The organism is Calderihabitans maritimus (assembly GCF_002207765.1).
Lineage (GTDB): Bacteria > Bacillota > KKC1 > Calderihabitantales > Calderihabitantaceae > Calderihabitans > Calderihabitans maritimus.
Genome location: NZ_BDGJ01000032.1, coordinates 35765 through 59201, shown reverse-complemented (window position 1 = coordinate 59201; position 23437 = coordinate 35765). Strand labels below are relative to the sequence as shown.

The following is a 23437-nucleotide window of genomic DNA, read 5'->3' as shown; positions in this document are numbered from 1 at the left end:
ATCCACCTCAGTCATTTCAAGGGTTTCCGGTTGTCGGGTCATTGATTTTGAAGATTAACTGTCAAAGATGAGTATGAGATTTATCGAAAATTCAATACTAACGCCCGCATTCCTCCAGACGAAAATACGGTGCAAAAAATGCACCGTACCTACACTTCCATAATTATCGGTAGGATCATGGGACGTCTTCGGGTCTTTTCATAAAGAAACTTTCCTAAAGTGTCTCGCACGTTGGACTTGATAGTAGACCAGTCGGTTATCTTCTTTTCTTCACAATGCTGTAAAGCCTCACTAACCCTTATTTTAGCTTCCTCCAGCAGTGCTTCCGACTCCCTAACGTAGACAAACCCCCTGGAGACTATATCAGGGCCGGCTATAACCGCACCCGTATCTTTGTTGAGGGTAAGGACTACAATTAAAATGCCATCTTGAGATAACTGTTTCCGGTCTCGTAAGACAATATTACCGACATCGCCAACACCTAAACCATCTACTAAGACCCGTCCGGCGGTAACACGCCCCGCAATACAACCCCTTCTCCGGGTGAACTCTAGTACTTGCCCATTCTCGACTACAAAGATGTTTTGCCTTGGAATGCCCAGTTCCTCCGCCAGGCGGGCATGCTTTATAAGCATTCGATATTCACCGTGGACGGGAATAAAAAAACGAGGCTTAACCAAATTAATCATCATTTTCAGTTCTTCCTGACTGGCGTGTCCGGAAACATGAACCCCAGAGATGGATTCATAGATAACGTCAGCTCCCTGTTTAAAAAGGTGGTCTATGGTTCGGGCTACCATTTTTTCATTTCCGGGAATAGGAGTAGCTGAAATAATAACGGTATCCCCGGGAACTATTTCTACTCTCCGGTGATCCGCCATGGCCATCCGGGTGAGTGCCGACATCGGCTCTCCCTGACTTCCGGTAGCCAAGATGACCACTCGATGTTTAGGTAAGTTGACAATCTCGTCCAGGTCTACCAGCGTTTTTTCGGGGATGGTTAGATAACCTAGCTCGGCAGCTACGCTCATGACATTTGCCATGCTACGCCCGGCTACAGCAACCTTTCTCCCATACTTGTACGCGGTAGAGATAACCTGCTGAATGCGGTGAATATTGGAGGCAAAACTGGCCACTATAATCCGTTCTTTGGCCAGGCGAAATGCCTCCTCAAAAGTATTCCCCACCACTTTTTCCGACATGGTATAACCAGGTCGTTCCGCGTTAGTGCTGTCCGATAGCAGTACCAGGACACCCTTTTCCCCTAGTTCGGTGAGTTTATAAAAGTCGGTAACTTCACCGTCTACCGGCGTCTGGTCAAATTTAAAGTCGCTGGTGTGGACAATGGTACCAATCGGAGTATGGATAGCTAGGCCCACAGCGTCTGGAATACTATGACTGACGCGGAAAAACTCTACCGTAAAAGGTCCGATATTGAGAACGTCTCGCGGTTTGATTCGATTCAATTTCACATTCCGGTGGAGATCGCTCTCTTTCAACTTGTCTTGCAACAGCCCCAGGGTTAGTTTGGTTCCGTAAACCGGTACATTAAGCTCTTTCAAAACATACGGTAACGCGCCTATATGGTCCTCATGCCCGTGGGTAACAATAATGCCCTTAACCAGATGGCGATTTTCCAGCAGGTAGCTAATGTCCGGGATTACCACATCGATACCCAACATTTCATCTTCAGGAAAGATCAAGCCACAGTCAATAACGAGAATGCTACCGCCGTATCTTACTACCAGCATGTTCTTCCCTATTTCGCCTAAACCACCTAGGGGAATCAGCGTTATTTTATTTGCGTCGTTTTCTCCCATCTACGCACCTCCTAAGAAACAATATTTTTTCTAAATTATCCCGACCGCATTAGATAACCCGATACGTCCCCAGGTAATCCCCGTTCCTGAAGAATTAAACCCTGTATACAATAATAAAGCGCCGTGCCAGCGCCAGTAGCCGTTCCTCTTATCTTGTAATTATTATAATTTATTAAACAAAGTAGAACAAGGCCTGATATATCTAGTATAACTGAAAAATGCCTAAAAAATACCAAAAGCGCCCTGAGGCGCTTCCAGTACGTTGAGTTCACTTGATTAGCCCAAAACTTTCCAAGGCTTCCCTGATTACGTTCAATTCCTGAGGGTTGGGTTCCACTAGCGGTAACTTAAGGCTTCCCACTTGGAAACCGGCTAAGCGCATGGCTACTTTAACTGGCACGGGATTGGTAGTTACAAATAAAGCTTTAAACAAAGGGAACAGTTCTAGGTGCAGACGACTTGCTTCCTGGACCTTTCCGTCCACAAATGCTTCAATCATCTGTTTGATTTTTTCGCCTACCAGATGGGAAGCCACGCTCACTACTCCGTAAGCTCCTAGTGATAACATAGGCAGGGTAAGGGAATCGTCCCCGCTGTAAACCCGGAAACTCGAGTCCGTATTTCTAATTATTTCGCTTACCTGATCGAGATCACCGCTCGCTTCCTTTACGGCTACAATATTGTCAATCTCCGCTAATCGGCAAACCGTTTCCGCCGTCATGTTTCTGCCGGTCCGAGAGGGTACATTGTACAGCATAACCGGGAGATTTGTGGACTGCGCTATCATTTTAAAATGCTCATATAGTCCCCTCTGGCACGGTTTATTGTAGTAGGGAACTACTACCATAATTCCGTCTATACCGCATGTTTCCGCTTTTTTGCTTAATTCCACTGAGCTCTCGGTGGAGTAGGAACCTGTACCGGCAATAACCGCTGCATTTTGACCTACGGCCTCTTTAACTGCCCTAAAAAGGTCAAGTTTTTCTTCTGGTTTAAGGTTAGGGGACTCTCCGGTAGTCCCTGCAACTACAATTCCATCACTTCCCGTTTCCACCAAGTACCGCGCCAACTTCTGCGCTTCCTCCAAATTAACCTTCCCGTCCACCGTAAAAGGTGTAACCATGGCCGTTATGACACGCCCGAAATCCATGGAATTCTTTCACCACCTTCTACATAATAATTATCTAGTCACTTAGGAGAAACTGTTGGTGGAGAGCCCTTACTGCCCTCTCCATATCTTCTCTGGCTACAAGACACCAAATAGTCGTGTAAGAATCAGCCGATTGCAATATCTTAATCCCTTCATTCGTTAAAGCCTCTATAATCTTGGCCATGACTCCCGGGATACCGGTCATACCTGCCCCAACCGCCGCCACCTTGGCACAACCGCGACGTACTTCCGGATGGAGATTCATGTTTTTCAAAATTTCTACTGCCTTATCGGCCACTTCATCTCTGACGGTAAAAATAACTGCTTCAGGATACACATTGATAAAGTCTACACTTATGCCGGCCAGAGCCATAGCCTTAAATATCTTCAGCTGAATCTGCGGGTCTTCGTAATCTTTAGTCTCTATTTTGAGCTGAGTGATATTGGATATCTGGGTAATACCGGTAATTATTCGGTCATGATGGATTACTGTAGTATCTTCCAGAACCCCTTTCCGGTTGGCAACTAGAGTTCCCGGATTATTATTAAAAGTGCATTTTACGCGCAGCGGAATATTATTCTGCATGGCAATTTCTACTGCCCTGGGGTGAATTACCCTGGCCCCTTCATGGGCCAGCTGACAAATCTCATTGTAGGTGATATTTTCGAGAGTTTTGGCTTCCTTAACAATTCTCGGGTCAGCCGTTTTGATACCATCCACATCGGTGTAGATTTCTACTACTTCAGCCTGCAAGGCAACCCCTAAAGCTACGGCTGTCGTATCGCTTCCACCTCTTCCCAGTGTTGTTATTTCTCCTTCCTTGGTAATGCCCTGGAAGCCAGCAACTATCACAATCTTTTTTTCCTGAAGGTAACGGAGTACCTGTTGAGGTTTAACCTCTATTATCCGGGCATTCCCGTACTGGCTATCCGTAATGATACCTGCCTGCCACCCCGTCAAGCAAACTGTATCGAAACCCATCCGCTGTAAAACGCCGGCCAGTACTGCCCCGGAAATAATTTCGCCGCAGCTTAATAAAAGATCAAGTTCTCGCTTGCTGAGCTCAGGGTTAGCCGCATTCCCCAACTGGATTAAAGTATCAGTAGCGTAAGGAGCTCCCATCCGTCCCATGGCGGAGACTACAACTACCACCGCGTATCCTTCTCGGCAGGCCTTTATTATTTTTTCCGCCACCCTTTCCCGCTGTTCATGGGTAGCCAGCGAAGTGCCACCAAATTTCTGTACCAGGATACGCATCCTCTTACCTCTATCAGATTAAATTATTTTCAATCAATAACTCACCAATTTGCACTGCATTGGTAGCCGCTCCCTTTCGGAGTTGATCAGCCACCACCCACAGGCAAAGACCTTTATCGCTTGAAATATCTTCCCGAATACGACCTACAAAAACCTCATCCCTACCGGAAGCATCAATCGGCATGGGATACTTTTGCTCCCTCGGGTTGTCGACCACTACTACTCCAGGAGCCTGAGACAATAACTCCCGAGCCTCCTCCGGGGTCAACTTTCGCTCTGTCTCGATAGTAATGGCTTCCGAATGGCTTCGAATTACCGGAATGCGAACGGTAGTGGCAGATATAGCTATTGTTTCATCATGAAACATCTTCCGCGTCTCATTAACCATTTTCATCTCTTCTCGCGTATAATCTTTTTCCACGAACCGGTCAATATGGGGAATAATGTTGAAAGCAATTTGATAAGGGAAAACCTGGGGTGAAATGGGTTCATTGTTTAAGATTTGCTTCGTCTGAGCCAGTAATTCGTCTATAGCCTCCTGACCGGCACCAGAAACCGCCTGGTAAGTGGATACTATTACCCGGCGTATGCGAGCCGCATCATGAAGTGGCTTTAGGGCCACAACCATGATAATGGTTGAACAGTTGGGATTGGCAATAATCCCCTTGTGCCATTTGACATCTTCCGGATTAACCTCAGGTACTACCAAGGGTACGTCCGGCTCCAGACGAAAGGCACTACTGTTATCAATTACTACCGCACCGTACTTGACTGCTTCGTGGGCGAATTCCTTACTGGCACCACCACCGGCAAACAGCGCCAGGTCAACGCCTTTGAAGGACTCCGGCCTTGTTTCTTCGATCACCAACTCTTCTCCCTTGAAGACAACTTTTTTTCCCGCGGAACGTTTGGTGGCCAATACTTTCAGAGAACCCACCGGAAAGTTGCGTTCTTCTAATACCTCCAAGATTGTTTTTCCGACCGCACCGGTCCCAACTACGGCAACATTGTAGTAGGTCATTCTTCACCCCTCCTGATATGTCTCCAGCTTTTTTAGGGTTCAGGATTGAAGGTCAGCCGTCAATTCGGTATTCCCTCAAAACTGGTTGTATCTGGCGCCCTTGTAGTGCTTCCACTATCGTTTCCAATATCAAATCCATGTGAGCAACTAAAGAATTAGCTTTTTGTTGCGGATTATCCTGGCCAAAAGGTACGAGATAAATATTTTTTGTGTTGAGAAGCAATCCAATATTACGAGCGTTCATACTCAGTCCATCATTGGTAGAAACTGCAATGACTACAGGACGCTGATTGCGCAACTGAGCTTTGGCTGCCATTAGCACCGGAGTATCGGTGATCCCGTTAGCCAGTTTGGCCAAGGTATTTCCCGTACAAGGAGCGATAACTACCACGTCGAACAATTTTCCAGGCCCAATCGGCTCGGCATCAACTATACTGGAGATAATTTCTTGGGAAGTTATCCGCCTCAGTTCCTTTTTCCAATGCTCAGTCGTTCCAAAACGAGTGTCAAACTGATTTACCGTTTCAGAAATGATAGGTACTACTTCGGCACCTTCTGATACCAATCTTTCTATTTCTTGCATTATTGTTCCTAATGTACAATGAGAACCTGTCAGGGCAAAGCCAACCTTCAAACCCTTTAGCCTCATGCCAAGCACCTCCGTGCGGTTAATTCTAATTCCTGGCTGATTAACCTAGGGATTACCTGGGCCAATATCCTACCAGCCGTCTTAGGAGCCACCTTTCCCGGTAAACCGGGAGCCAGGATAGCCTTTATACCCAGTTTTTCGGCAGCTCGAAAATCGGTACCGCCAGGAGATGAAGCTAAATCAATAATTAGAGTCTCTGGCGAAACATTAACCAGGATTTCCTCCGTCAAGACTAAAGCAGGTACCGTATTAAAGACAACATCCGCCTCTTTTATCCGGCTGGGCAGTTGATAAAAATCGCAGGTACTGTAACCTAATTCAAAGCAACGTGCCAGATCCGCTTCCTTACGAGCTACAACGGTAACTTTGGCTCCTATTCCGTGAAGCATACGGGCTAAAGTTATCCCCACTCGGCCAAACCCTAGCACATAGCTTCTACTGTTATGGATAGTAATAGGAAGTTGTTCCATAGCTATTTGAATGGCGCCTTCGGCGGAAGGAATGGAATTCCAGATGGCAACTTCGTCTTTCTCCGCAACTTCTACGAGACGCAACTCATACTTCTGGGCCCAAAATTTAAGAAAAGGTTTGGCTACACCTATAAATATGGGAACGTTTCGAGGTATATCTTTTACTATTTCTTCTGTAAGGAAAAGCGGTTTTTCCGCATATGGAGCCCGGACGTTTCCCTTTTCATCAGTTCCCGGCATGGGTAAAATGATAACATCAGCACCAGAGACGCAATGTTTAATAGTATCGACGACCTTAACTCCTTTAAGCATCTCATGAGGAGGAAGACCAACAACTTTCACCTGAGCTCCTCTACTAAGCAGTTCTTCAATGAGAAACAATTCTCGTCGGTCTCCACCTATTACGGCCACTTTAATCCCCGTTAGATCGCCAGGCATCACAGGATACCCTCCTCACCCTAGCCGTGGACTACTACAATATATGTGGAGGGGTAAACGGAGGTGCCTGTTTACATTGCAATTACTCAAGTAAATTCTCCAATCCATAAATCACCCCTTTCATCCTTTTAACTTTTTTTATCGCTAACAGCACGCCAGGAATGAAAGACTCCCGATTGATGGAATCGTGGCGAAGGCTCAAAGTTTGGCCTAGACCGCCAAAAATCACCTCCTGGTGGGCCACAAGTCCCGGCAGACGAATACTATGAATTCGAATTCCCTTGTAGTCACCACCTCTAACTCCTTTTATTTTTTCATACGAGTTATCCTCGGTGGGATTTATTACTTGTCTCTCCTCCATTAACATTTCCGCCGTTTTTAAGGCTGTACCTGAAGGAGCGTCTAACTTCTGGTCATGATGGAGTTCAATAATCTCCACTTGGGGAAAATACTTGGCAGCTTCCCGCGCGAACCGCATCATCAAAACAGCACCGATGGCAAAATTGGGAGCTATTACCGCAGCCAGTCCTCTTTGTTCGCATAAAAGATGAATTCTTTCTAACTGTTCTTCATTCATACCCGTGGTACCTATAACCGGATATACGCCATTTTCTAAGGCGATGATGGCATTCTCTACTGCAGCGTCTGCTATGGTAAAATCCACCATCACATCAGGTTTGCTTTCCAGAATTGTTTTCTTCAGGTCTTCCCTAACATAAACTCCTGCTGGATTCATCCCTACCAACGGGCCAATGTCCTGTTCCAAAAAACGCAGGTCTATTGCACCTACCAGTAAAAGTTCTGGATCGTTTAGTATTCCTTTCACTACTTCTTTACCCATCCGGCCCGTAGCCCCGGTAACTATAACCCTAACCTTATCGTTCAACCGCTCCACCTCCTGGTTTGCTATCTATTATTCCCCATTCTTAACGAAAAGCCTTTAAGTTTTTTAGCCACGAATTAGAAATGAAAATATAAAGCGGCAATGAGCATTTCTGCTCATTACCGCTAATGACAGCCAGAAATACTCATCTCTTACCCTCTGTGAGATAGTTCTCCACCTGGACACCGGGCTCATGACCAGGTGACAGTGCTACGCTTATTTAGCGCAGCCCCAGTCTGCCAGGAATAGGGGATCCTGACGACTTCGGCGGAAGCCCCTTTCTAGACAGTTCATCGAACCCCCTCGTTCTTCCTGTCCATACTCATGACGTCCGCGACCTCTACCTCACCCCGCACAGAGATGAGGCAACTCTATTCTGTTATTGTCACATATGGTAACACAACTTACCGGAACTGTCAACTATAGCAAGCTTCATTGACCCTACCGATTTTCTCAGGGTTTAATATAGGCATATCCTTCAGCCTGTTTTTTGGCAATTTCCGTTATACCGGCGGGTACCACAACTACAAACGCAGGTAGGCTGTCTTCGTCAATTGACTCCGCTTTAAGGGCATTCCGGCAAACTACGAACTTTACGCCCATCTCCGATAACTTTTTCAACTGATTCACCGGCGCCCCTTCAACTGTCCCGCAACTTGGTCCTTGGCTGACATCACCGACCTGCGAGCACTTGTTTCCGAAGATAGAAACCGCCTCGCCGTTAGCCAACACCTCAATGTCGGCATTTTGGGGACCAATATCATTTATAAAGTTATTGATGTTACCAAAAACTACTTGCCACCTGTTAGATTCGTTTACATGGAATAAAACTTTCAACCTATTCATTTTTTACCCCCCCTGATTTAGGTTGTTTCTTGTCTTTAACGACGCTTTAAACATTGTGATCTAGGATAATATGGCCTTGGGCCATTCTTAAAGCTAGTCCACGACATGGCCTAGCTTGTAAACGGTTAAGCCAGACTTTTACAACAGGAAAATGGTAGTCGATACGGGGATGAAACAACCAACCGCCAGAACTGTTTCCCAGGTGTATCAATATTTGCCCGCGGCAGGATATACCTAGTATTTAATTAGGTCGCCGTACAGTTCGGGCCTCCTAGCTTGCAAATAGAAGGTACCGCTCATAGACTTTGCTTTCTGCAGGCGGATTGTATTTATAGTAGCGGGGTCAAGGTCAACTACTAATAGTTCTTCTTTTCCATTAAAAGCTTCCGCTATCACATTGCCCTTTGGATCAATTACCATGGCCCCGCCACAAAAACTTTGCCCCACTCCATCGTAACCTATCAGGTTACAAGCTGCTACAAACACGGAGTTATCATAAGCTCGAGCCAATAGATATTTTTTCCAGATGTCCCGACGATTACCCACGGTAACAGGGGAGGCGTGGGGAGCAAAAATAATCTCGCTTCCTTTTAAGGAAAGAATTGCTGTTACCTCTGGAAAATGCAGGTCCCAACATATTTGAATACCAAACTTTGCCTTATCTGTCGAAAATACTGGAAGATTGTGGCCCGGAGTAAAATACGGCAGCTCACTCTTGCCCAGGTGTGTTTTACTATACTTTCCTAGTTTGCCATTAGGAAAAGCAACAAGCTGCGTAATCAAGGGCTTCTCGCTGCTAGACTTTTCTGCCATACCTACCAATATAACCATATTCGCTTTCTGGGCTAGCTTGCTAATAGTCAGAGCACTTTCGCCTGGAATAGGTTCCGCTGTTAATCGGGCTTTTTCTCGGTTATATCCTTGGACGCATAGTTCAGGAAAACAAATAATATCAACGTTTTTGGTAGCAGCTTCTTTTACGAATTGTTCAATCTTCCTTAGATTCTCCTTTACCTTACCTGTTTTAGCCTGCATTTGTACAACCGCTATGCGTGTTTTTTTCATTTCTATCTCCCCAGCCTCGTGCTTTAACTTTTCACCCTATATATTCTACCCCGGCAAAAACGTATCCTGCTGGGCTTAACAAAGCTATTTACCTATTCTTGTAGAAACTCTAAGAACGGGTTTTTTATATCGACAAGAGCATTTACCGTTAACTCAACTAAACCGCCGTAATGAATGTTAAACTTCTCAGTTGCCCCATAATACTCCAATAAATCTCTCATTGTACCTTTACAATTGGAACATGGCGCACAAACATATTTAGGGATGCCGGGATCTTTAACTGTATCTTGAAATGCATCTAGTATTTGCTTGAACTTCATTCTACTACTAACTTTGTTCCTAAACTCGGGAAAATTCATATAATTCATAATAGCAAAACCACTTCCACCACCGCAGCAATAGTTGTGTACTCCATGAGGAGTCATTTCTCTAAACTGCGGACAAATTGCTTTTAAAATATTCCTTTGAGGTTGAACAACCCCCATCATCCTAACAACATTACACGGGTCATGCAAAGTTACGGGAAAATTATTCTTACTAGGATCAAGTTTAAGCTTTTTGGTCTTTACCAAATCCCAAAGAATGGGCAGAAAACTCTCTCTAGGAATGTTATCTTCACCGGTAACTATTCTATCCATGCTTACGGCAGCTGCCTTGTGGGCATGACCGCACTCCCCAATTACTATTCTATTGACCCCCAGATCTTTGGCGACCTTAAATTGTTGTAGAGCGATCTTTTTCGCTTGCAAATCATCATACCAGATTCCGTAATTAACATTATCGTATCCCATCATCTCACTGCTCAAAGTCCAATCTAAACCTGCTTCTTCAAACAAGATCGCAAAAGCAGCAGGGTTTTCCGGCCAAGACATGAACTCACCGGCATTGTGAACTAAAAGAATATCCGCACCCTTTTTATCTATTGGTATCTTAATCTTCTTGCCCGTCTTTTCTTCAATCTCTTCCTCAATAAACTCAATCATATCTAAAAGAGCGGGCTTAGTAATACCGGTAGTGGAGCCTGTTTTTAATTGTAACATCGTTCCCTTTTCATGAAGAGGTTTGGGAGCTATTCCCATTTCCTGACTAAATATTTTCCTAATCTCTCTGGCCAATAAAGCATTATCCAAGCCCAATGGACATGTTTGCGCACAACGTCTACATAGATTACATCTGTAAGCAAGTTCTCCGAGCCTGGCAATTGTCTCCCAATTAACATTTATATCTGCACCAACAAATCTCCCTAATATTTTGCCGCTCTTTGTAAAATATTTTTTGGCAATTTTTCTCAATACCTCGGAACGAAAGATAGGCCTATAAATTTCGTTTTTGCCACTTGCTTGGTACACATGACAGGCTTCTGAACAAGTATTACATTTAGCACAGTACTCAAAAGAAAGTAATAAAGGCTGGATAAAATTTCTATTAGTCTCATCAGAAAATATTTTCTCCAACCCGCTCAAAAATTTCTTAACGAACTCTTCCTCTTCTTTTTTTGTTTGAGGTCTAGTAAGCGTATCTATTCCAATATAACCGTCAAGTGAAGCACAATGCTTTTCTTTCCAGGAATCTTTTGGCTCCGTTAAAGGCGGTTCCATATCAGGGTCATCATAAGGAGCAGGCAATTCCATTAATTTACCAAGTTTAGTTAACTGCTCGCCAGGCCTACCTATATCTTGTGGTTTTAAATCTCTATTTTTAACCATTTTCCCTCTCCTCCATCACAATTTCTTACTGTGAGTTGGTTTCACCGGTTTTACAGTGAGGAGCCGACCAAGATTTGCTAGGTTTAAAACGTCCAGCTTCCTTAACTTTATTCTCTACTTCACTACCGGGTAAATTAGGGTCGTTGTCCCATAAAACTTTATGGAAAGTAAAATACTTACCCACGTAATGACTCATTTTAGATAAAGGAATATATATCAGTAAAAGTCCCAATAAGACAATATGCACCGTGAGAGCAGTGTCTGCTTGAATCGCACTGAAAGTGAGCAGCCTTTTCATAATATCTCTGCCATAATTAAAAGCAGGGTCGGACGACCACACTATGAGTCCTGTTACTAAGACGGTAAAAATGAATAATAAGTTAAAATACTCCTGAGGAGTTGTATACTTTTTCAGTGTTTCATTAAAAACTCTTTTAAGAAATAAACCTCCTGCTCCTACAGCTGCGAGAATTGTTCCTATACTTCCAGTAAATAAGGTACAATAATATATCAAAGCCGCCCACCAGTGCTTGTTTACACCTGTTTCGGTAACCATAGGCAAACCAGCAATTTCTGTAATAGCACCAATAAATAACAATACAGTCCATAAAGCTAACAAATAGATACCCAAGTGGAGGGCATATGAAAGCCACCATAAAGGTCTTTGGTTTATAAACAAATTTTTAATAAAGAGCATTTCTTTGAGCATTTCTTTAATTTCTCCCGCCAAGGAAGTCTCCCTTGGCTTTTCCCACCATTTAACTTCCTCATAGTAAGAACCACCGTATTCCCCTCTTCCCTTCTCTTTTGGGACGGGATATAACTCCCATCTGCTATGCATAGGCATCTTTGCGTATTTCATTGCTTTAGACAAAGATAAAATAATGAAAGCAAATAGGGATATATACATAAAAACTAGCAGTAACAATTACATTACCTCCCTCACGGCTCTTGACTTTTTCCCGTAAACTTCTTTGGTTTGGGCATAATTTGTGGCTGCCGCTACAAAATTTTCCGCCCATCCCTTTACCCCTAAGGCGTGGATGTGATTGTAAGAAGCCAACAGGTTTTTGTAAATGATGCCGTCCCATTCTCCATCAATGCCGTGACCCCGCTGGACTTTAAAAGCAAACTTGACCTGCGTTTGGTCTAGGTTTACTATACGGGAGTTGTGAAATTCGTGGCCTTTTACAGTGGTATTTACTGAAAAGAATGGGTTTTGTCGTACCACCTGCATCAAGGTATAACCATGACCCTGGGGTTTTGCTTCCATGGTTACATCAAAGGGTAGAACCCCTACCATCGGGTAAGACCGTTCTTCCTTGATGATACTTCGTCCTAAGTACATCAACCCACCACACTCGGCATATACTGGTAATCCTTGTTCAATCCTTTCGGCAATGCTATGACGTAAAAGCCGATTGTCAGCCAGTTGGGAAGCAAAAATTTCCGGAAACCCTCCTCCGATAAACAGCCCGTCCAAGTCCGGTAAAGTAGTCGCCTCAAGGGCATCTATATATACCAGCTTTGCTCCCGCCCGCTCCAGGCACTCTAAATTTTCCGGGTAATAGAAGGTAAAGGAACGGTCCCTGATAACGCCAATAGTTGTACACTCTTTCTTTGACAAACGGTCGCTATTCATATTACCAGGAATCATCAAACTAGGTGCTTGACGAGCTAAATACATTATCCTATCCAGGTCTAGGTTTTCCCGGGCAACAGCCACTATGCTGTCTATAACTGCCTGCAAGTTTTCATTTTCCACTGCAGGAATCAGCCCCAGGTGTCTGTTAGGAATTACCAACCCGCTATATTTAGGAATACAGCCCAGCACTGGCAAACCGCAGTATTCTTCGATAGCCATGGTAAGCATTTTTTGGTGCCGGCTTCGAGCCACATTGTTGAGAATAACTCCTGCCACGTTTAAATCGGGGTCAAAATCTTTAAACCCTCGCACGATGGCGGCAACACTGCGGGTCATGCGCCGGCAGTCCACCACTAGCAAAACCGGCGCCCTAACTATTTTCGCTATCTGAGCGGTACTGCCACTGCCATACAGGTCGATACCGTCATACAGACCCATGGCCCCCTCAATAACTGCCACATGCGCACCTGCAGCTGCTTGCACAAAAGAACCTACAAGGGTATCATTATCCATAAAAAAACAATCCAGATTACGGCAGGATCGACCTGCCACCAAAGACAGCCAGCTCGGGTCGATGAAGTCGGGGCCTTTTTTAAAGGGTTGTACATAAAAGCCTCGAGCCACCAACGCCCCTATCAGTCCTATGGTTATTGTTGTTTTTCCCGATTGTCCCTGGGGAGCGGAAATGACCAGCCGCGGTATATTGGCCAACTTTTGCACCATAAACCCTCATCTCCTTTGTTCGAAAGGTACACCAAACCGGTGGCGGCTAATTTCTTTATTGCTTGCTCTTTCCGCTTGAACTTCTCACTCCTATTTCGGCCCCTTCTCCAACATGCATTTTGAGGCTGTCTTGTAAACATAAACATCTTTCTAAATCACGGTTTTTTAACTAGCGATGCGGGCAAAGCAAAAACTCCGCCTTCCAGGAAGACAACATCATTAAATTTTTCCCCTTTTAAAATGCGTACTGCCTCATAGGCTCTGACACCCAATTCGCATAAGGTGATGATTTTACGCTCTTTTGGCAGTTCACCTATTCTTTGGCGCAGCTCATAAAGAGGAATGTGCACTACTCTATCATCTGCCAGCGGTCTGTCATCGGCTTCCTCCGGGGTCCTGACATCCAAAATTACAAATTGCTCTTGGCTGTTTAGCATTTCCACGAATTCTATAGGGCCGATGCCTTGAGCCAGCCCCTGTGTTTTATTTTTGAGAGTATTAGCAGCAGAAATACCCAGGTCGATTGCGGTAGCAAAGGGCGGAGCATAACCCAAGTCCAGCTTCGCAATTTGGTCTATATTAGCCCCTAATTGTATGGCGGTTACCAAAACATCCAACCTCTTAATTACTTCGCCGGGACCGACCACCTGGGCACCCAAAACCTTCCCCGTTTCAGCATGGGCCACCACTTTTATGATGCCCCCCGCATGCATGGGATGATAGTGAGCTGAATCCAGCCCTGCCACCAAAGCCTTAGTTACTGGATATCCTTTCTCCCTGGCTTCTGTTTCTGTCAGTCCTGTCCTGCCTACATTGTAGTCAAATATCTGCATCACCGTGGTTCCCAGTATCCCAGGATACCTTTCCCGGTACCCGGCTAAATTGCTGCCGATTACCCTACCCTGTTTATTGGCTGTGGAGGCTAGCGGTACATACACCGGTTCCCCAGTTACCAAGTGCCTGTTTTCGATGCAATCTCCTGCGGCATAAATATGGGGGTCGCTGGTAAGCAAAAATTCGTTGACGGAAATAGCCCCTGTGTTACCGATAGCCAACCCGCATTCCCGGGCTAATTCCACATTGGGCTTAACACCGCACGCTAGAATTACCAAATCTGCTTGCAGCGATGTCCGTTCCGTAATAACCTTTGTTACTCTACTTTCATCATCACCCTCAAGAGCTACTAACCTCTCCCCCGTCCGAACTGACACGCCGTGCATTTCCACCTGGTCCCGGACTAATTGAGCAATCTCAGGGTCCAATGCACCGGCCAGTAAATGCTCTTTCATCTCTATAACAGTAATCTTTCTCTTAGGACCCACCAGGGCGTCGGCAGCCTCCAAACCAACGAGTCCACCGCCGATGATCACTATATTTTGGGCCCCGGCTTCTAAGGCTGCTCTTATTGCCACCGCATCATCAGGGTGGTGCAGGGTTAGGACCCCTTCTAGGTTTGTCCCCGGAACGGGAGGAATGACAGGTTCTGCCCCAGTAGCTAAAACCAGTTCATCGTATTGAATACTGTTTTCTTCATTTCGTTCCAAATCGTAAATTATTACCTCTTTCTTCGCCCGGTCTATATATTTAGCCAGGGTACGTGTTAAAAATTTAATATTTTTTTCCTTAGCAAAATACTCCACATCCCGGTTAATGCCTGATGGCGTAGCAGTCAGCTCGCTCACTTCTCCAACCATTCCTGCTAAAAAAAGGGGAAGTCCACAGGCACCGTAGGAGATAAGGCGCCCCCGCTCCACCACTGTTATATCCGCTTCCGGCATCAAACGCCGCGCCCGGGCAGCCACCTTCGGGCCTGTTGCTACTCCACCGATGATTACTATCCTTTTTCTCCCTTGCATCCCGCAGCCTCCTTAGACCTTCTAAAAATTCAGTAGGGGAATAAACCCCCTACTGAACTACAAAACATGTGCAAAGCCAGTAAATCCATTACACGCAACCCGTCGGTTTAGGTAGCCCGGCAATCTTACACGCACCCTTGGCCGGGCCGCTGGGGAAGAGTTCGTAAATTTTCTTCATGTCATAGCCCGTTTCCTTACACAGCTTTCTTACCATAGGGGCAATTCCATACTTCTTGTAGTATTCGTTTAAATACCTGATTACCTTCCAATGGTCTTCCGTTAATTCCTCGATACCTTCCGTTTTGGCCAAAAACTCCGCCAGTTTTTCGTTCCACAGCTCCGGATCCGTAATGAACCCGTCCTCGTCGACCTCAATTTTTTGACCTTCAAACTCAACGAATGGCAATTTAAGCACCTCCGTTTTTGTTTTTAAATTTTTAATATTTTTTTGAGTAAGGAGCCTGCAGTTATAGGCTCCTCCTATAAACCAGCGCTTTGCCGATCAAGTCAGTTTTGCCTTTCATTTCTACCTCGATCTCGGATGTCCATACTACGCTTATTCAAGAGTCCATTCAGTGCGGGAGGATAATTCCACCTATAATTCCTGTACGGAAACGGCCTCTGCAGGACAGACGGCCACACAGCTCTCACATCCCAGGCAATCTTCGCCTACAACCTCAGCCGTACCGTCCGTAACCTCCAGAATGTTGGCAGGGCAGGCCTCTGTACATTCTCCACAGCCCGTACACTTGTTCGTATCAACGCTAACCAAATACATAATCTTTTTCCCCTTTCCTGGTGGTCTGTATAGCGGATCGCTGCTGAAGAAGCAATCCCGCAGCGACCCGCTCTGCATCAGTCTTCCTTCTCCTTTAGCTTGACGTAAGAAGTCCCCAAATACAGAAACTCTACCAGATCTTCTTTAGCCAGTTCTTTGATAACCTTGTCAACTACCGATTTCTTCTCCTGCAAAGCATTGGCAATATCCTTGCTCTTGGCTTTATCGACTTTTTGAAGGTATTCAATTACCTTCTGCCGCAATTCACCGTTGGGATCACCCAATGGGTTCACCTCCCCTTACCACTTGAAATTGGTAGTGGTGCGGAAAGTAGGAACAGAGAAAATGAAGTCATCAATATGCTTGTCTGTGAAGGGTATTCCGGTTAGTTTAAAGAAGTTTTCCCAACCTATACGTTGTATCCATTCGCCTACGCGCTCGCCTTTTTTCGCATTTGCAGCCCATACTTCCACTATGTTTCGTACAGCCTCAGTAACCTCCGGCCATCTTGGAGGATTATTGGGCAGGTAGGGAATGGCTAAACGTGAAAAGGCCGGCGCGGTCCTGGCGTTTGAGACCTTGCCTCCCACCAGGATAGCTATACCGTCATTTTCCGCATCGATGATTTCCATAGCGGGGCACATAGTATAACAGTTCCCGCAGTACATGCATCTTTCTTCATTTACCTTGACACTCTTCCTCTTGGGATCTGGTTTGATCGCAGCAGTAGGACAGCTGGCAATCACCGTTGGAATCTCACAAACCTTGGGCAGTCTCTCATGGTCTATTCTAGGTGGGGTTCTATGAATCCCCAGGATGGCAATGTCAGAGCAATGGACAGCCCCGCACATGTTCAAACAGCAGGCCAAAGATATTCTCAGCTTGGCTGGGAGATCCATATTAACAAAGTGCTCATAAAGGTCGTCCATGACGGCTTTAACGATTCCAGACGCATCAGTGGCTGGCGTATGGCAGTGAATCCAGCCCTGGGTATGGATCATATTGCTTAGGGAATTACCTGTACCACCCACCGGCAAGCCCTTTTCTTTTAATGCGTCCAGCAAGGGTTCAACATTTTCTTTCTTTGAAACTAAGAATTCCACGTTGTGCCTACTGGTGAAACGCAGGTAACCGTCACAAAACTCATCGGCCAAGTCACAGATTTCACGAATAAAATCTATGCTAACCAACCTGGGAGAACCTACTCGCACGCTGTACAACTCTGCTCCGCTTTCCGATACGTGTTTCAAGACACCCGGTTTGACAATTTCATGATATTTCCACTTTCCGTAGTTCTCCTTAATGACAGGAGGAAGCATTTCTCTAAAGTCAGGAGGTCCGATGTCTGTTCTACTCATACCCCTCACCTCTTGCAGATTTTTGATTGCTTTTTTTATCGCTTTCTACTTCTTCTTTACTTCATCAGGTTGCCAGAAAATATACGGGTTAGCCCTAGGCTGGTACACCATCTGCGGTACGGCTGGTAGTCCTACAGCCCGTAAGAAGTTGCCCATACCTTTTCTGTAAATAAGTTCCCCGATTCTTTCTCTAGTCTTGCCGTTTTCATCCCACCATTCCCAAATTCGCTCCAGTAGGTCTTTTAATTCCTGGTAAGGAGGTTCCATCTTCATGAAAGGCACTATCACCCAAGAAAGAAACGCAGATTGCAGGATTGTAGCCTTTCCGCCAATTAGAATAGTAGCTCCCCTTTCTACCCCGGGTCGCAAGGCTTTTGGCATCCTGTTGATGCAGTGCATACATCTGACACAATCTTCCGCCTTTAACCGCAGTTCTCCGGCATCCTCATCAAATTCCAAAGCCTTTGTGGGACAAGGTTCACAAACTTCCCCTTTAATGTCCATACCTGACGCGGCATACTTCTTAACTTCCTCTTGGTCGATTCGCAGGCTATCTCGCCAAGTGCCGATGATCGAAAGATCGGCTCTGGCAATAGAGGCCACGCAGTCATTGGGACAACCGGATATTTTGATCTTAAACTTATAGGGCCACATTGGCCTGTGTATCTCGTCCTGGTACGTCATGGTCAGGTCGTGACACAAGTCCAGGTTATCGAAACAAGCGTACTCACACCGGGCGGGACCTGCGCAAGTGCTAGGGGTCCTCAGGTCGGATCCGGAACCGCCTAGGTCAAATCCGGCATCACTCAGTTCGTCAAAGGTAGGCTGCAGTTCGTCAGTTTTTGTGCCCAACAGGATTATATCTCCCGTAGAACCGTGGAAATTGGTGAGACCACTACCCCGTTTTTCCCAAATGTCGCATATCTTTCTCAATGCCTTAGTGTTGTAGTACCACCCGCTCGGTTGATTAACCCTGATGGTGTGGAACTCAGCTACATTAGGAAACTGCTCCGGACAATCGGAATACCTGCCGATAACACCACCGCCATAACCGCGAACGCCAACGATGCCCCCGTGTTTCCAATGCCCTTTCTTGTCTTGATAAGATAGTTCCAATTGCCCTAATAAGTCTTTAGCAGATTCGTTCTTTTCTGCCGCCCTTTTCATCTCTTTTACGAAACTGGGCCATGGCCCCTTCTCCAGTTCATCCAGCAGCGGGGTCTTGTGTTCTTTCACTTTCTCCACCTCCATTTTCTTGGAATTATGTTCCATTCTTACTTCACCTCCTTTACAGCAAATTACATATTCTTGCGTATATGATCTATCAATATGGCCTCCTCTTAAGAGGCCAAAGCTTTTGTGCTAGTTCTACCTTTCACAGCCGTAGGTGAATCTTTAAATATAACTAAATTTAGTCCGTTTCTGTATATTCTATATTCGCTATATTTAAGTAAATTCCTTCCTCGATAAATGTTTTTTAAAATTATTTTCCGTTATTTATAATGTGTTTGCTCACACCTTGAGATTTGTTAATACCCCGCTAAACTTTTTGAATCTTTTGCGGTGTATATCTATCTCTCGTCCGACTTTTTAATAACACTTTATGAATATTAATACGCGTAATTTCGGTGACATTGCAAAAACATTCGTCTGAAAATTTAAGAGAAGCTATTCATACCTGCAAAGCAAAAGACCCTTTTTACTCTTTTTCAACTGGTAATCCAGCTAGCTTCATTTGTTCCCTGAATTCTTCCTCGTATTCCTCGTATGTATGGACCTTGACAGGATAATTCCAGGGATTGATATGCCGGCGCTCACGACTGTCATTGGGTAAGTTTCTTGTAGGACTAAGGAAAACTCCAGCCATGTGCACCAACTTGCTAAATGGAAAGTAAGCAAAAAGAACGCTTACGAGAAACAGATGGATATAGAAAACAGCACCGATGCCTTCAGGAACTCTAGGATTGAAAGTGACCAATCCCATAGTCAACTCTTTTACGGCAGTAATATCCACTCTGACAAAATATCGCATGAGAACACCGGATATGGCCAAAGCTAAAATAAGAAACAGAGGAAAGTAATCGGATGGTAGAGAGATATAGCGCACTTGGGGAATAACAACCCTTCTAATGAAGAGGTAAGTAACAGCTACCAATATCACTACATCTGTTATATAAAGCCCCTGCACACCTATTCGGAAAAACCCATCGGCACTCTCAATGAGTTTCACGAACGAAGGTACAGGATCGGTGAAAAACCGAAGATGCCTCGTAAAAATGATCAAAAAGGACCAGTGAAACAACAGCCCTGCTAACCAAAGCCACTTTTCCCAATAATAGGCAAGCTTTGGACCATCTCTCAATTCCATTTTGGTATTCCTGAACAAGGAACGAAAAACAAGGACCTCTAGTGCCATCCTAACTACAACACCGAAAGTACTGGAGGGGTTATCAAATTTGCTGGCCTTGATCCAGGGAAGAGATTTCTGTTGTCCCCCAGTCACCGGTATACGAAACGGAACAGGTGTACTTGCCCACTTCACAACGCGATAGACTAAACCCGCAAGAAACGTAGCAACGGCCGCATAGGGTATGATTACTCCGAAGAGGAAGCGCAAATCTGCCACCTCTACTCCCAGGTAAGCAACCGAAACGAGTGCTATAACTAGAATCAAGGACAATCCGATGCCCATTTGGTAATCCCTCCACATTAGATTATCTAACCTACTATCTGGAAACAATTTTCTACACTTTCCCAGTGAACAGGAAGCCAGAACGTTCAATCGTTTCTCTTTGCCCGTTCCATTTACTATGGCATCATTAAAACTGGAGGTTTTTGAATTCAGATATTGTTCTAAAAACGTTCTTACTAGCCTGTCTCTTCCTTAACCGAAACGGCTATCTTGTAAAAAATGGTGAGCACTAAAAACCCGGTTGCCCAGATTCCAAGGGTGATTAATATCTCGGGCAACGTAGGCGAATACTCAGTTACTATTTCAAAGGGATTTGGAACAAACCCGCCTACAACCAAACCTAACCCCTTTTCGATCAACATTGAAACAAATACTGCCACACACGCTACTATCAGCGTACTCTCCTTTTCACGCGTTTTGGAATTAATCAGGAGCACAAGTGCCACAGCTGCAAGTATGACAAACATCCACATTAAGGGAACGAGTCTTCCATGCCCATCCAGGCCGAAGAAAAGATACTCCAGACTATGCATACCATGCGCCGGCACCTGACTGTAAAAAGCGGTAAAAAATTCAAGTCCCACGAAAAATACACTGATAACCGTGGCATAAGTTACAATTACTGCTAACTTCTGAATAGCCTCTCTACCGGCATCAAACTTGGTAAACCTCTTCATAATAAAGCATAAGATTATTAGAAGGGCAGGGCCGGAAGCAAAAGCGGAGGCAAGGAAACGGGCTGCCATAATAGCGCTAAGCCAATAATGCCTGCCGGGAAGACCGGCGTACAGGAAAGCTGTGACCGTGTGAATGCTGATGGCCCAAGGGATAGAAACGTATATTAATTTTCGCACCCACCTTGGCGGCGGCACTGAATTACGCTCTGCTTCCAGCACGTTCCAACCGATCACCATATTAAGTAAAAGATATCCATTCAAGACGATCATATCCCAAAACATGATGGAATTAGGTGTCGGGTAGAGCAATATATTAAAGATCCGCATCGGCTTACCAAGGTCTACAAAAATAAACAACAAACACATTATCACTGAGGCTACAGCCAGAAATTCTCCAAAAATGGTGATCCTGCCGAATGTTTTAACGTTATGCAGGTAATACGGCAGAACCACCGTAACAGCTGAGGCTGCAACTCCTACAAGGAACGTAAATTGGCCTATATAAAGCCCCCACGAAACGTCCCTGCTCAAGCCTGTGATTGTCAGACCTTTATTCAGCTGTAAGAGGTAGCAACTAAAACCTACCCCCATTACAGCAAGCAAGCTTATTATCCATCCCCAGTACCTTTTACTTCCTTTTAGGGCCATTTCAAGCATAACTACCTCTCCTCATACTATATAGTAGATATTAGGCTTGGTCCCAAGTTGTGGTTTACGCTGAATAATATAATTTGAACGTAATATTTTCCTTACATTTGACTCGGGATCTTCTAAGTCGCCAAAAACCAGTGCCCCGTGCTTACAAGCTTCTACGCACGCTGGAAGTAAACCCTCAGCCAACCTCTCCGCACAGAAATTGCACTTTTCCACAACGCCTTTCTCCCTTGTTGGAAACTTGGGATTAACCTCCGCAATAAATGGCCGCGGGTCTTTAAAATTGAAGCTTCTTGCTCCATACGGGCATGCCGCCATACAATACCGGCAGCCGATACAGCGGTGATAATCCATAATGACGATACCGTCTTCTCTCTTAAATGTGGCCTTCGTGGGGCACACCCTTACGCAGGGAGGGTTGGCACAATGATTGCAAAGGACTATAAAGGGTTTACCTTTTAGACTCTCTTCCATGTATTCGTTTTTTTGATCCGGGAATGCGTTCTCATAAGACGCAGTCCAAATCCACTTAATTTCTTCCTTTGCGTTTCCAATGTTAGGAACGTTGTGGGTACGATGGCAGGCACGGATGCAGTCTACACATCCCTCTTCGCCATTATCCCAACACTTCTTCATATCAACGACCATTGCCCACTTTTTACCTACCAAGGCATTCGGATTCCGCAAAATCTTAGGTAAATCGTTTCCCCCGAACACATCAGTCACTGGCATGACCCCGAGCCCCAACACACAAGCTCCAGCGACTTTCAAAAACGTCCTTCTATCCATTCTCTTTCCTCTCATAGCTTATTCTCCTTTGACTCGATATGACATGTCCAGCAGTCAGGTTTTACTCCCACATACTTATGACACCGGTCACAAAATTGAGTTTTGTTCGAATGGCATTCCATACATGTATTTTGAAGACTCATGTTATACCTCTCACCGTTTTCAGCTACATAAATTCTGTTGCCTTCACGGATAACTGATGTTCTCCACTCATTCAATAACTGCATATGCGAGGCTCTCATGTAGGGAGTCGCCTCTACACACCTTTTCTCCTCCAGTTCCTGAATAGTTGGGGTGTCGAGCTTCGGCTGTGGTGCAGAAGCAGCTTTCCCTGTACTATACCAAAAAGGGAATGAAACCAGACCAATCAACAGAATAAGCCCGATGACTGTGTTACGTGCATTATACATTCTCATCGCCCCCCACTCCGTTTAAGGGGTTGCCACGGAGATCAGTTGTTCTTTTCTTTTCTCCCTTCATTACCAAGGCATTTCCTACCAGCTCGTGAACACCAGCAACCCCCACCCCTGGAACCCAGTAATCCATTAGGGTGGGCAACACGGCCCTATCAACCGCACAAATACAGGCAAGCATATTCACGCCGTATTTCTCACGAACATATTTGACCGCATTGGCCCTGGGAAGGCCTCCTCTCAACCTTATTTCCATATTTTCGTCAGCATTTAAGCCAGCCCCACTTCCGCAGCAGAAGGTCTTTTCCTTGATGGTATTCTCCGGCATCTCATGGAAATGATTGCATACATTTCTAATAATGTACCTCGGCTCTTCAAACAACCCCATAGACCTAGCCGGGTTGCAGGAGTCATGAAATGTGACCTTCAGGTGATCATTTCGGCTGGGATCCAATTTCAATTTGTTATGTTTGATAAGATCGGCCGTAAATTCGACAATGTGCACCATCTTCGTAGATTTTGCGTTCTCGAATTTCGTGCCGGTTA

General features: G+C 45.2%; 23 protein-coding genes and 1 riboswitch. All 23 genes read right to left on the bottom strand.

Translation table 11 applies throughout. The features are described 5' to 3' along the window. Positions 1-149 precede the first annotated feature (149 nt). Entirely contained in the window at positions 150-1820 is a 1671-nt protein-coding gene (locus KKC1_RS04230) for a ribonuclease J (protein WP_088553257.1), read from the bottom strand. 268 nt (positions 1821-2088) lie between these two features. Next, a complete protein-coding gene (gene dapA / locus KKC1_RS04225) occupies positions 2089-2970 on the bottom strand; it encodes a 4-hydroxy-tetrahydrodipicolinate synthase (protein ID WP_088553256.1) in 882 nt (293 codons plus the stop codon). Positions 2971-3004: 34 nt separating this feature from the next. Continuing rightward, positions 3005-4228: an aspartate kinase gene (gene dapG, locus KKC1_RS04220; protein WP_088553255.1), complete on the bottom strand. Its 1224-nt coding sequence runs from the start codon at positions 4226-4228 to the stop codon at positions 3005-3007. Between the two features lie 13 nt (positions 4229-4241). Continuing rightward, entirely contained in the window at positions 4242-5249 is a 1008-nt protein-coding gene (locus KKC1_RS04215) for an aspartate-semialdehyde dehydrogenase (RefSeq protein ID WP_088553254.1), read from the bottom strand. 52 nt (positions 5250-5301) lie between these two features. Further along, positions 5302-5898 (bottom strand): dipicolinate synthase subunit B, encoded by a 597-nt coding sequence (locus tag KKC1_RS04210; RefSeq protein ID WP_088553253.1) that lies wholly within the window; start codon positions 5896-5898, stop codon positions 5302-5304. Further along, complete coding sequence (gene dpsA / locus KKC1_RS04205; RefSeq protein WP_088553265.1) at positions 5895-6806, bottom strand: dipicolinate synthase subunit DpsA; 912 nt, start codon at positions 6804-6806, stop codon at positions 5895-5897. Before dpsA ends, KKC1_RS04210 begins: the two co-directional genes overlap by 4 nt. Before the next feature lie 82 nt (positions 6807-6888). Beyond that, positions 6889-7692 carry a 4-hydroxy-tetrahydrodipicolinate reductase gene (gene dapB, locus KKC1_RS04200; RefSeq protein ID WP_088553252.1) on the bottom strand — a complete coding sequence of 268 codons (804 nt, stop codon included), beginning with the start codon at positions 7690-7692 and terminating at the stop codon, positions 6889-6891. 156 nt (positions 7693-7848) lie between these two features. After that, positions 7849-8040, bottom strand: a riboswitch (Lysine riboswitch). Between the two features lie 102 nt (positions 8041-8142). Continuing rightward, the gene (locus KKC1_RS04195; protein WP_088553251.1) at positions 8143-8535 is read right to left on the bottom strand and encodes a DsrE family protein; all 393 of its coding nucleotides are present in this window, start codon (positions 8533-8535) and stop codon (positions 8143-8145) included. Positions 8536-8769: 234 nt separating this feature from the next. Then, positions 8770-9600, bottom strand: a complete 831-nt coding sequence (locus KKC1_RS04190; RefSeq protein WP_088553250.1) for a nitrilase family protein — start codon at positions 9598-9600, stop codon at positions 8770-8772. Between the two features lie 92 nt (positions 9601-9692). Beyond that, positions 9693-11306 carry a sulfate reduction electron transfer complex DsrMKJOP subunit DsrK gene (gene dsrK / locus KKC1_RS04185; protein WP_088553249.1) on the bottom strand — a complete coding sequence of 538 codons (1614 nt, stop codon included), beginning with the start codon at positions 11304-11306 and terminating at the stop codon, positions 9693-9695. Positions 11307-11331: 25 nt separating this feature from the next. Beyond that, positions 11332-12234, bottom strand: coding sequence for a respiratory nitrate reductase subunit gamma (locus KKC1_RS04180; RefSeq protein ID WP_088553248.1), 903 nt, complete (start codon positions 12232-12234; stop codon positions 11332-11334). Further along, entirely contained in the window at positions 12235-13674 is a 1440-nt protein-coding gene (locus tag KKC1_RS04175; protein ID WP_088553247.1) for a cobyrinic acid a,c-diamide synthase CobB, read from the bottom strand. 155 nt (positions 13675-13829) lie between these two features. Continuing rightward, positions 13830-15530, bottom strand: coding sequence for an FAD-dependent oxidoreductase (locus KKC1_RS04170; RefSeq protein ID WP_088553246.1), 1701 nt, complete (start codon positions 15528-15530; stop codon positions 13830-13832). Between the two features lie 88 nt (positions 15531-15618). Then, positions 15619-15936 carry a TusE/DsrC/DsvC family sulfur relay protein gene (locus tag KKC1_RS04165; RefSeq protein WP_088553245.1) on the bottom strand — a complete coding sequence of 106 codons (318 nt, stop codon included), beginning with the start codon at positions 15934-15936 and terminating at the stop codon, positions 15619-15621. A 189-nt stretch (positions 15937-16125) separates the two neighbouring features. After that, complete coding sequence (locus tag KKC1_RS04160; protein ID WP_088553264.1) at positions 16126-16308, bottom strand: 4Fe-4S binding protein; 183 nt, start codon at positions 16306-16308, stop codon at positions 16126-16128. Positions 16309-16385: 77 nt separating this feature from the next. Then, positions 16386-16592, bottom strand: a complete 207-nt coding sequence (locus KKC1_RS04155; protein ID WP_088553244.1) for a hypothetical protein — start codon at positions 16590-16592, stop codon at positions 16386-16388. A gap of 15 nt (positions 16593-16607) precedes the next feature. Further along, the gene (gene dsrB / locus KKC1_RS04150; RefSeq protein WP_088553243.1) at positions 16608-17666 is read right to left on the bottom strand and encodes a dissimilatory-type sulfite reductase subunit beta; all 1059 of its coding nucleotides are present in this window, start codon (positions 17664-17666) and stop codon (positions 16608-16610) included. A gap of 45 nt (positions 17667-17711) precedes the next feature. After that, complete coding sequence (dsrA, locus tag KKC1_RS04145) at positions 17712-18902, bottom strand: dissimilatory-type sulfite reductase subunit alpha (protein WP_192868070.1); 1191 nt, start codon at positions 18900-18902, stop codon at positions 17712-17714. A gap of 463 nt (positions 18903-19365) precedes the next feature. Continuing rightward, positions 19366-20358 carry a sulfate reduction electron transfer complex DsrMKJOP subunit DsrM gene (gene dsrM / locus KKC1_RS04140; protein WP_088553242.1) on the bottom strand — a complete coding sequence of 331 codons (993 nt, stop codon included), beginning with the start codon at positions 20356-20358 and terminating at the stop codon, positions 19366-19368. A 176-nt stretch (positions 20359-20534) separates the two neighbouring features. After that, complete coding sequence (gene dsrP, locus KKC1_RS04135; protein WP_088553241.1) at positions 20535-21692, bottom strand: sulfate reduction electron transfer complex DsrMKJOP subunit DsrP; 1158 nt, start codon at positions 21690-21692, stop codon at positions 20535-20537. Between the two features lie 12 nt (positions 21693-21704). Continuing rightward, a complete protein-coding gene (dsrO, locus tag KKC1_RS17005; RefSeq protein ID WP_272946652.1) occupies positions 21705-22493 on the bottom strand; it encodes a sulfate reduction electron transfer complex DsrMKJOP subunit DsrO in 789 nt (262 codons plus the stop codon). Then, positions 22490-22888: a sulfate reduction electron transfer complex DsrMKJOP subunit DsrJ gene (gene dsrJ / locus KKC1_RS16205; RefSeq protein WP_192868069.1), complete on the bottom strand. Its 399-nt coding sequence runs from the start codon at positions 22886-22888 to the stop codon at positions 22490-22492. The genes dsrO and dsrJ overlap by 4 nt, the downstream gene beginning before the upstream one ends. Beyond that, positions 22881-23437 (bottom strand): heterodisulfide reductase-related iron-sulfur binding cluster (locus KKC1_RS16700; RefSeq protein ID WP_238134192.1); only part of this gene is annotated, 557 nt, incomplete at its 5' end. The genes dsrJ and KKC1_RS16700, both read right to left, overlap by 8 nt.

Coding starts and splice junctions, on each gene's coding strand:
- dapG (WP_088553255.1), bottom strand. CDS start 4,228: ATGCGTATCCTGGTACAGAAATTTGGTGGCACTTCGCTGGCTACCCAT.
- KKC1_RS04170 (WP_088553246.1), bottom strand. CDS start 15,530: ATGCAAGGGAGAAAAAGGATAGTAATCATCGGTGGAGTAGCAACAGGC.
- dsrO (WP_272946652.1), bottom strand. CDS start 22,493: ATGAGAGGAAAGAGAATGGATAGAAGGACGTTTTTGAAAGTCGCTGGA.
- dsrB (WP_088553243.1), bottom strand. CDS start 17,666: ATGAGTAGAACAGACATCGGACCTCCTGACTTTAGAGAAATGCTTCCT.
- KKC1_RS04175 (WP_088553247.1), bottom strand. CDS start 13,674: ATGGTGCAAAAGTTGGCCAATATACCGCGGCTGGTCATTTCCGCTCCC.
- KKC1_RS04210 (WP_088553253.1), bottom strand. CDS start 5,898: ATGAGGCTAAAGGGTTTGAAGGTTGGCTTTGCCCTGACAGGTTCTCAT.
- KKC1_RS04215 (WP_088553254.1), bottom strand. CDS start 5,249: ATGACCTACTACAATGTTGCCGTAGTTGGGACCGGTGCGGTCGGAAAA.
- dapA (WP_088553256.1), bottom strand. CDS start 2,970: ATGGATTTCGGGCGTGTCATAACGGCCATGGTTACACCTTTTACGGTG.
- dsrJ (WP_192868069.1), bottom strand. CDS start 22,888: ATGTATAATGCACGTAACACAGTCATCGGGCTTATTCTGTTGATTGGT.
- KKC1_RS04230 (WP_088553257.1), bottom strand. CDS start 1,820: ATGGGAGAAAACGACGCAAATAAAATAACGCTGATTCCCCTAGGTGGT.
- dsrM (WP_088553242.1), bottom strand. CDS start 20,358: ATGGGCATCGGATTGTCCTTGATTCTAGTTATAGCACTCGTTTCGGTT.
- dpsA (WP_088553265.1), bottom strand. CDS start 6,806: ATGCCTGGCGATCTAACGGGGATTAAAGTGGCCGTAATAGGTGGAGAC.
- KKC1_RS04190 (WP_088553250.1), bottom strand. CDS start 9,600: ATGAAAAAAACACGCATAGCGGTTGTACAAATGCAGGCTAAAACAGGT.
- dsrK (WP_088553249.1), bottom strand. CDS start 11,306: ATGGTTAAAAATAGAGATTTAAAACCACAAGATATAGGTAGGCCTGGC.
- dsrP (WP_088553241.1), bottom strand. CDS start 21,692: ATGCTTGAAATGGCCCTAAAAGGAAGTAAAAGGTACTGGGGATGGATA.
- KKC1_RS04195 (WP_088553251.1), bottom strand. CDS start 8,535: ATGAATAGGTTGAAAGTTTTATTCCATGTAAACGAATCTAACAGGTGG.
- KKC1_RS04160 (WP_088553264.1), bottom strand. CDS start 16,308: ATGTATTTGGTTAGCGTTGATACGAACAAGTGTACGGGCTGTGGAGAA.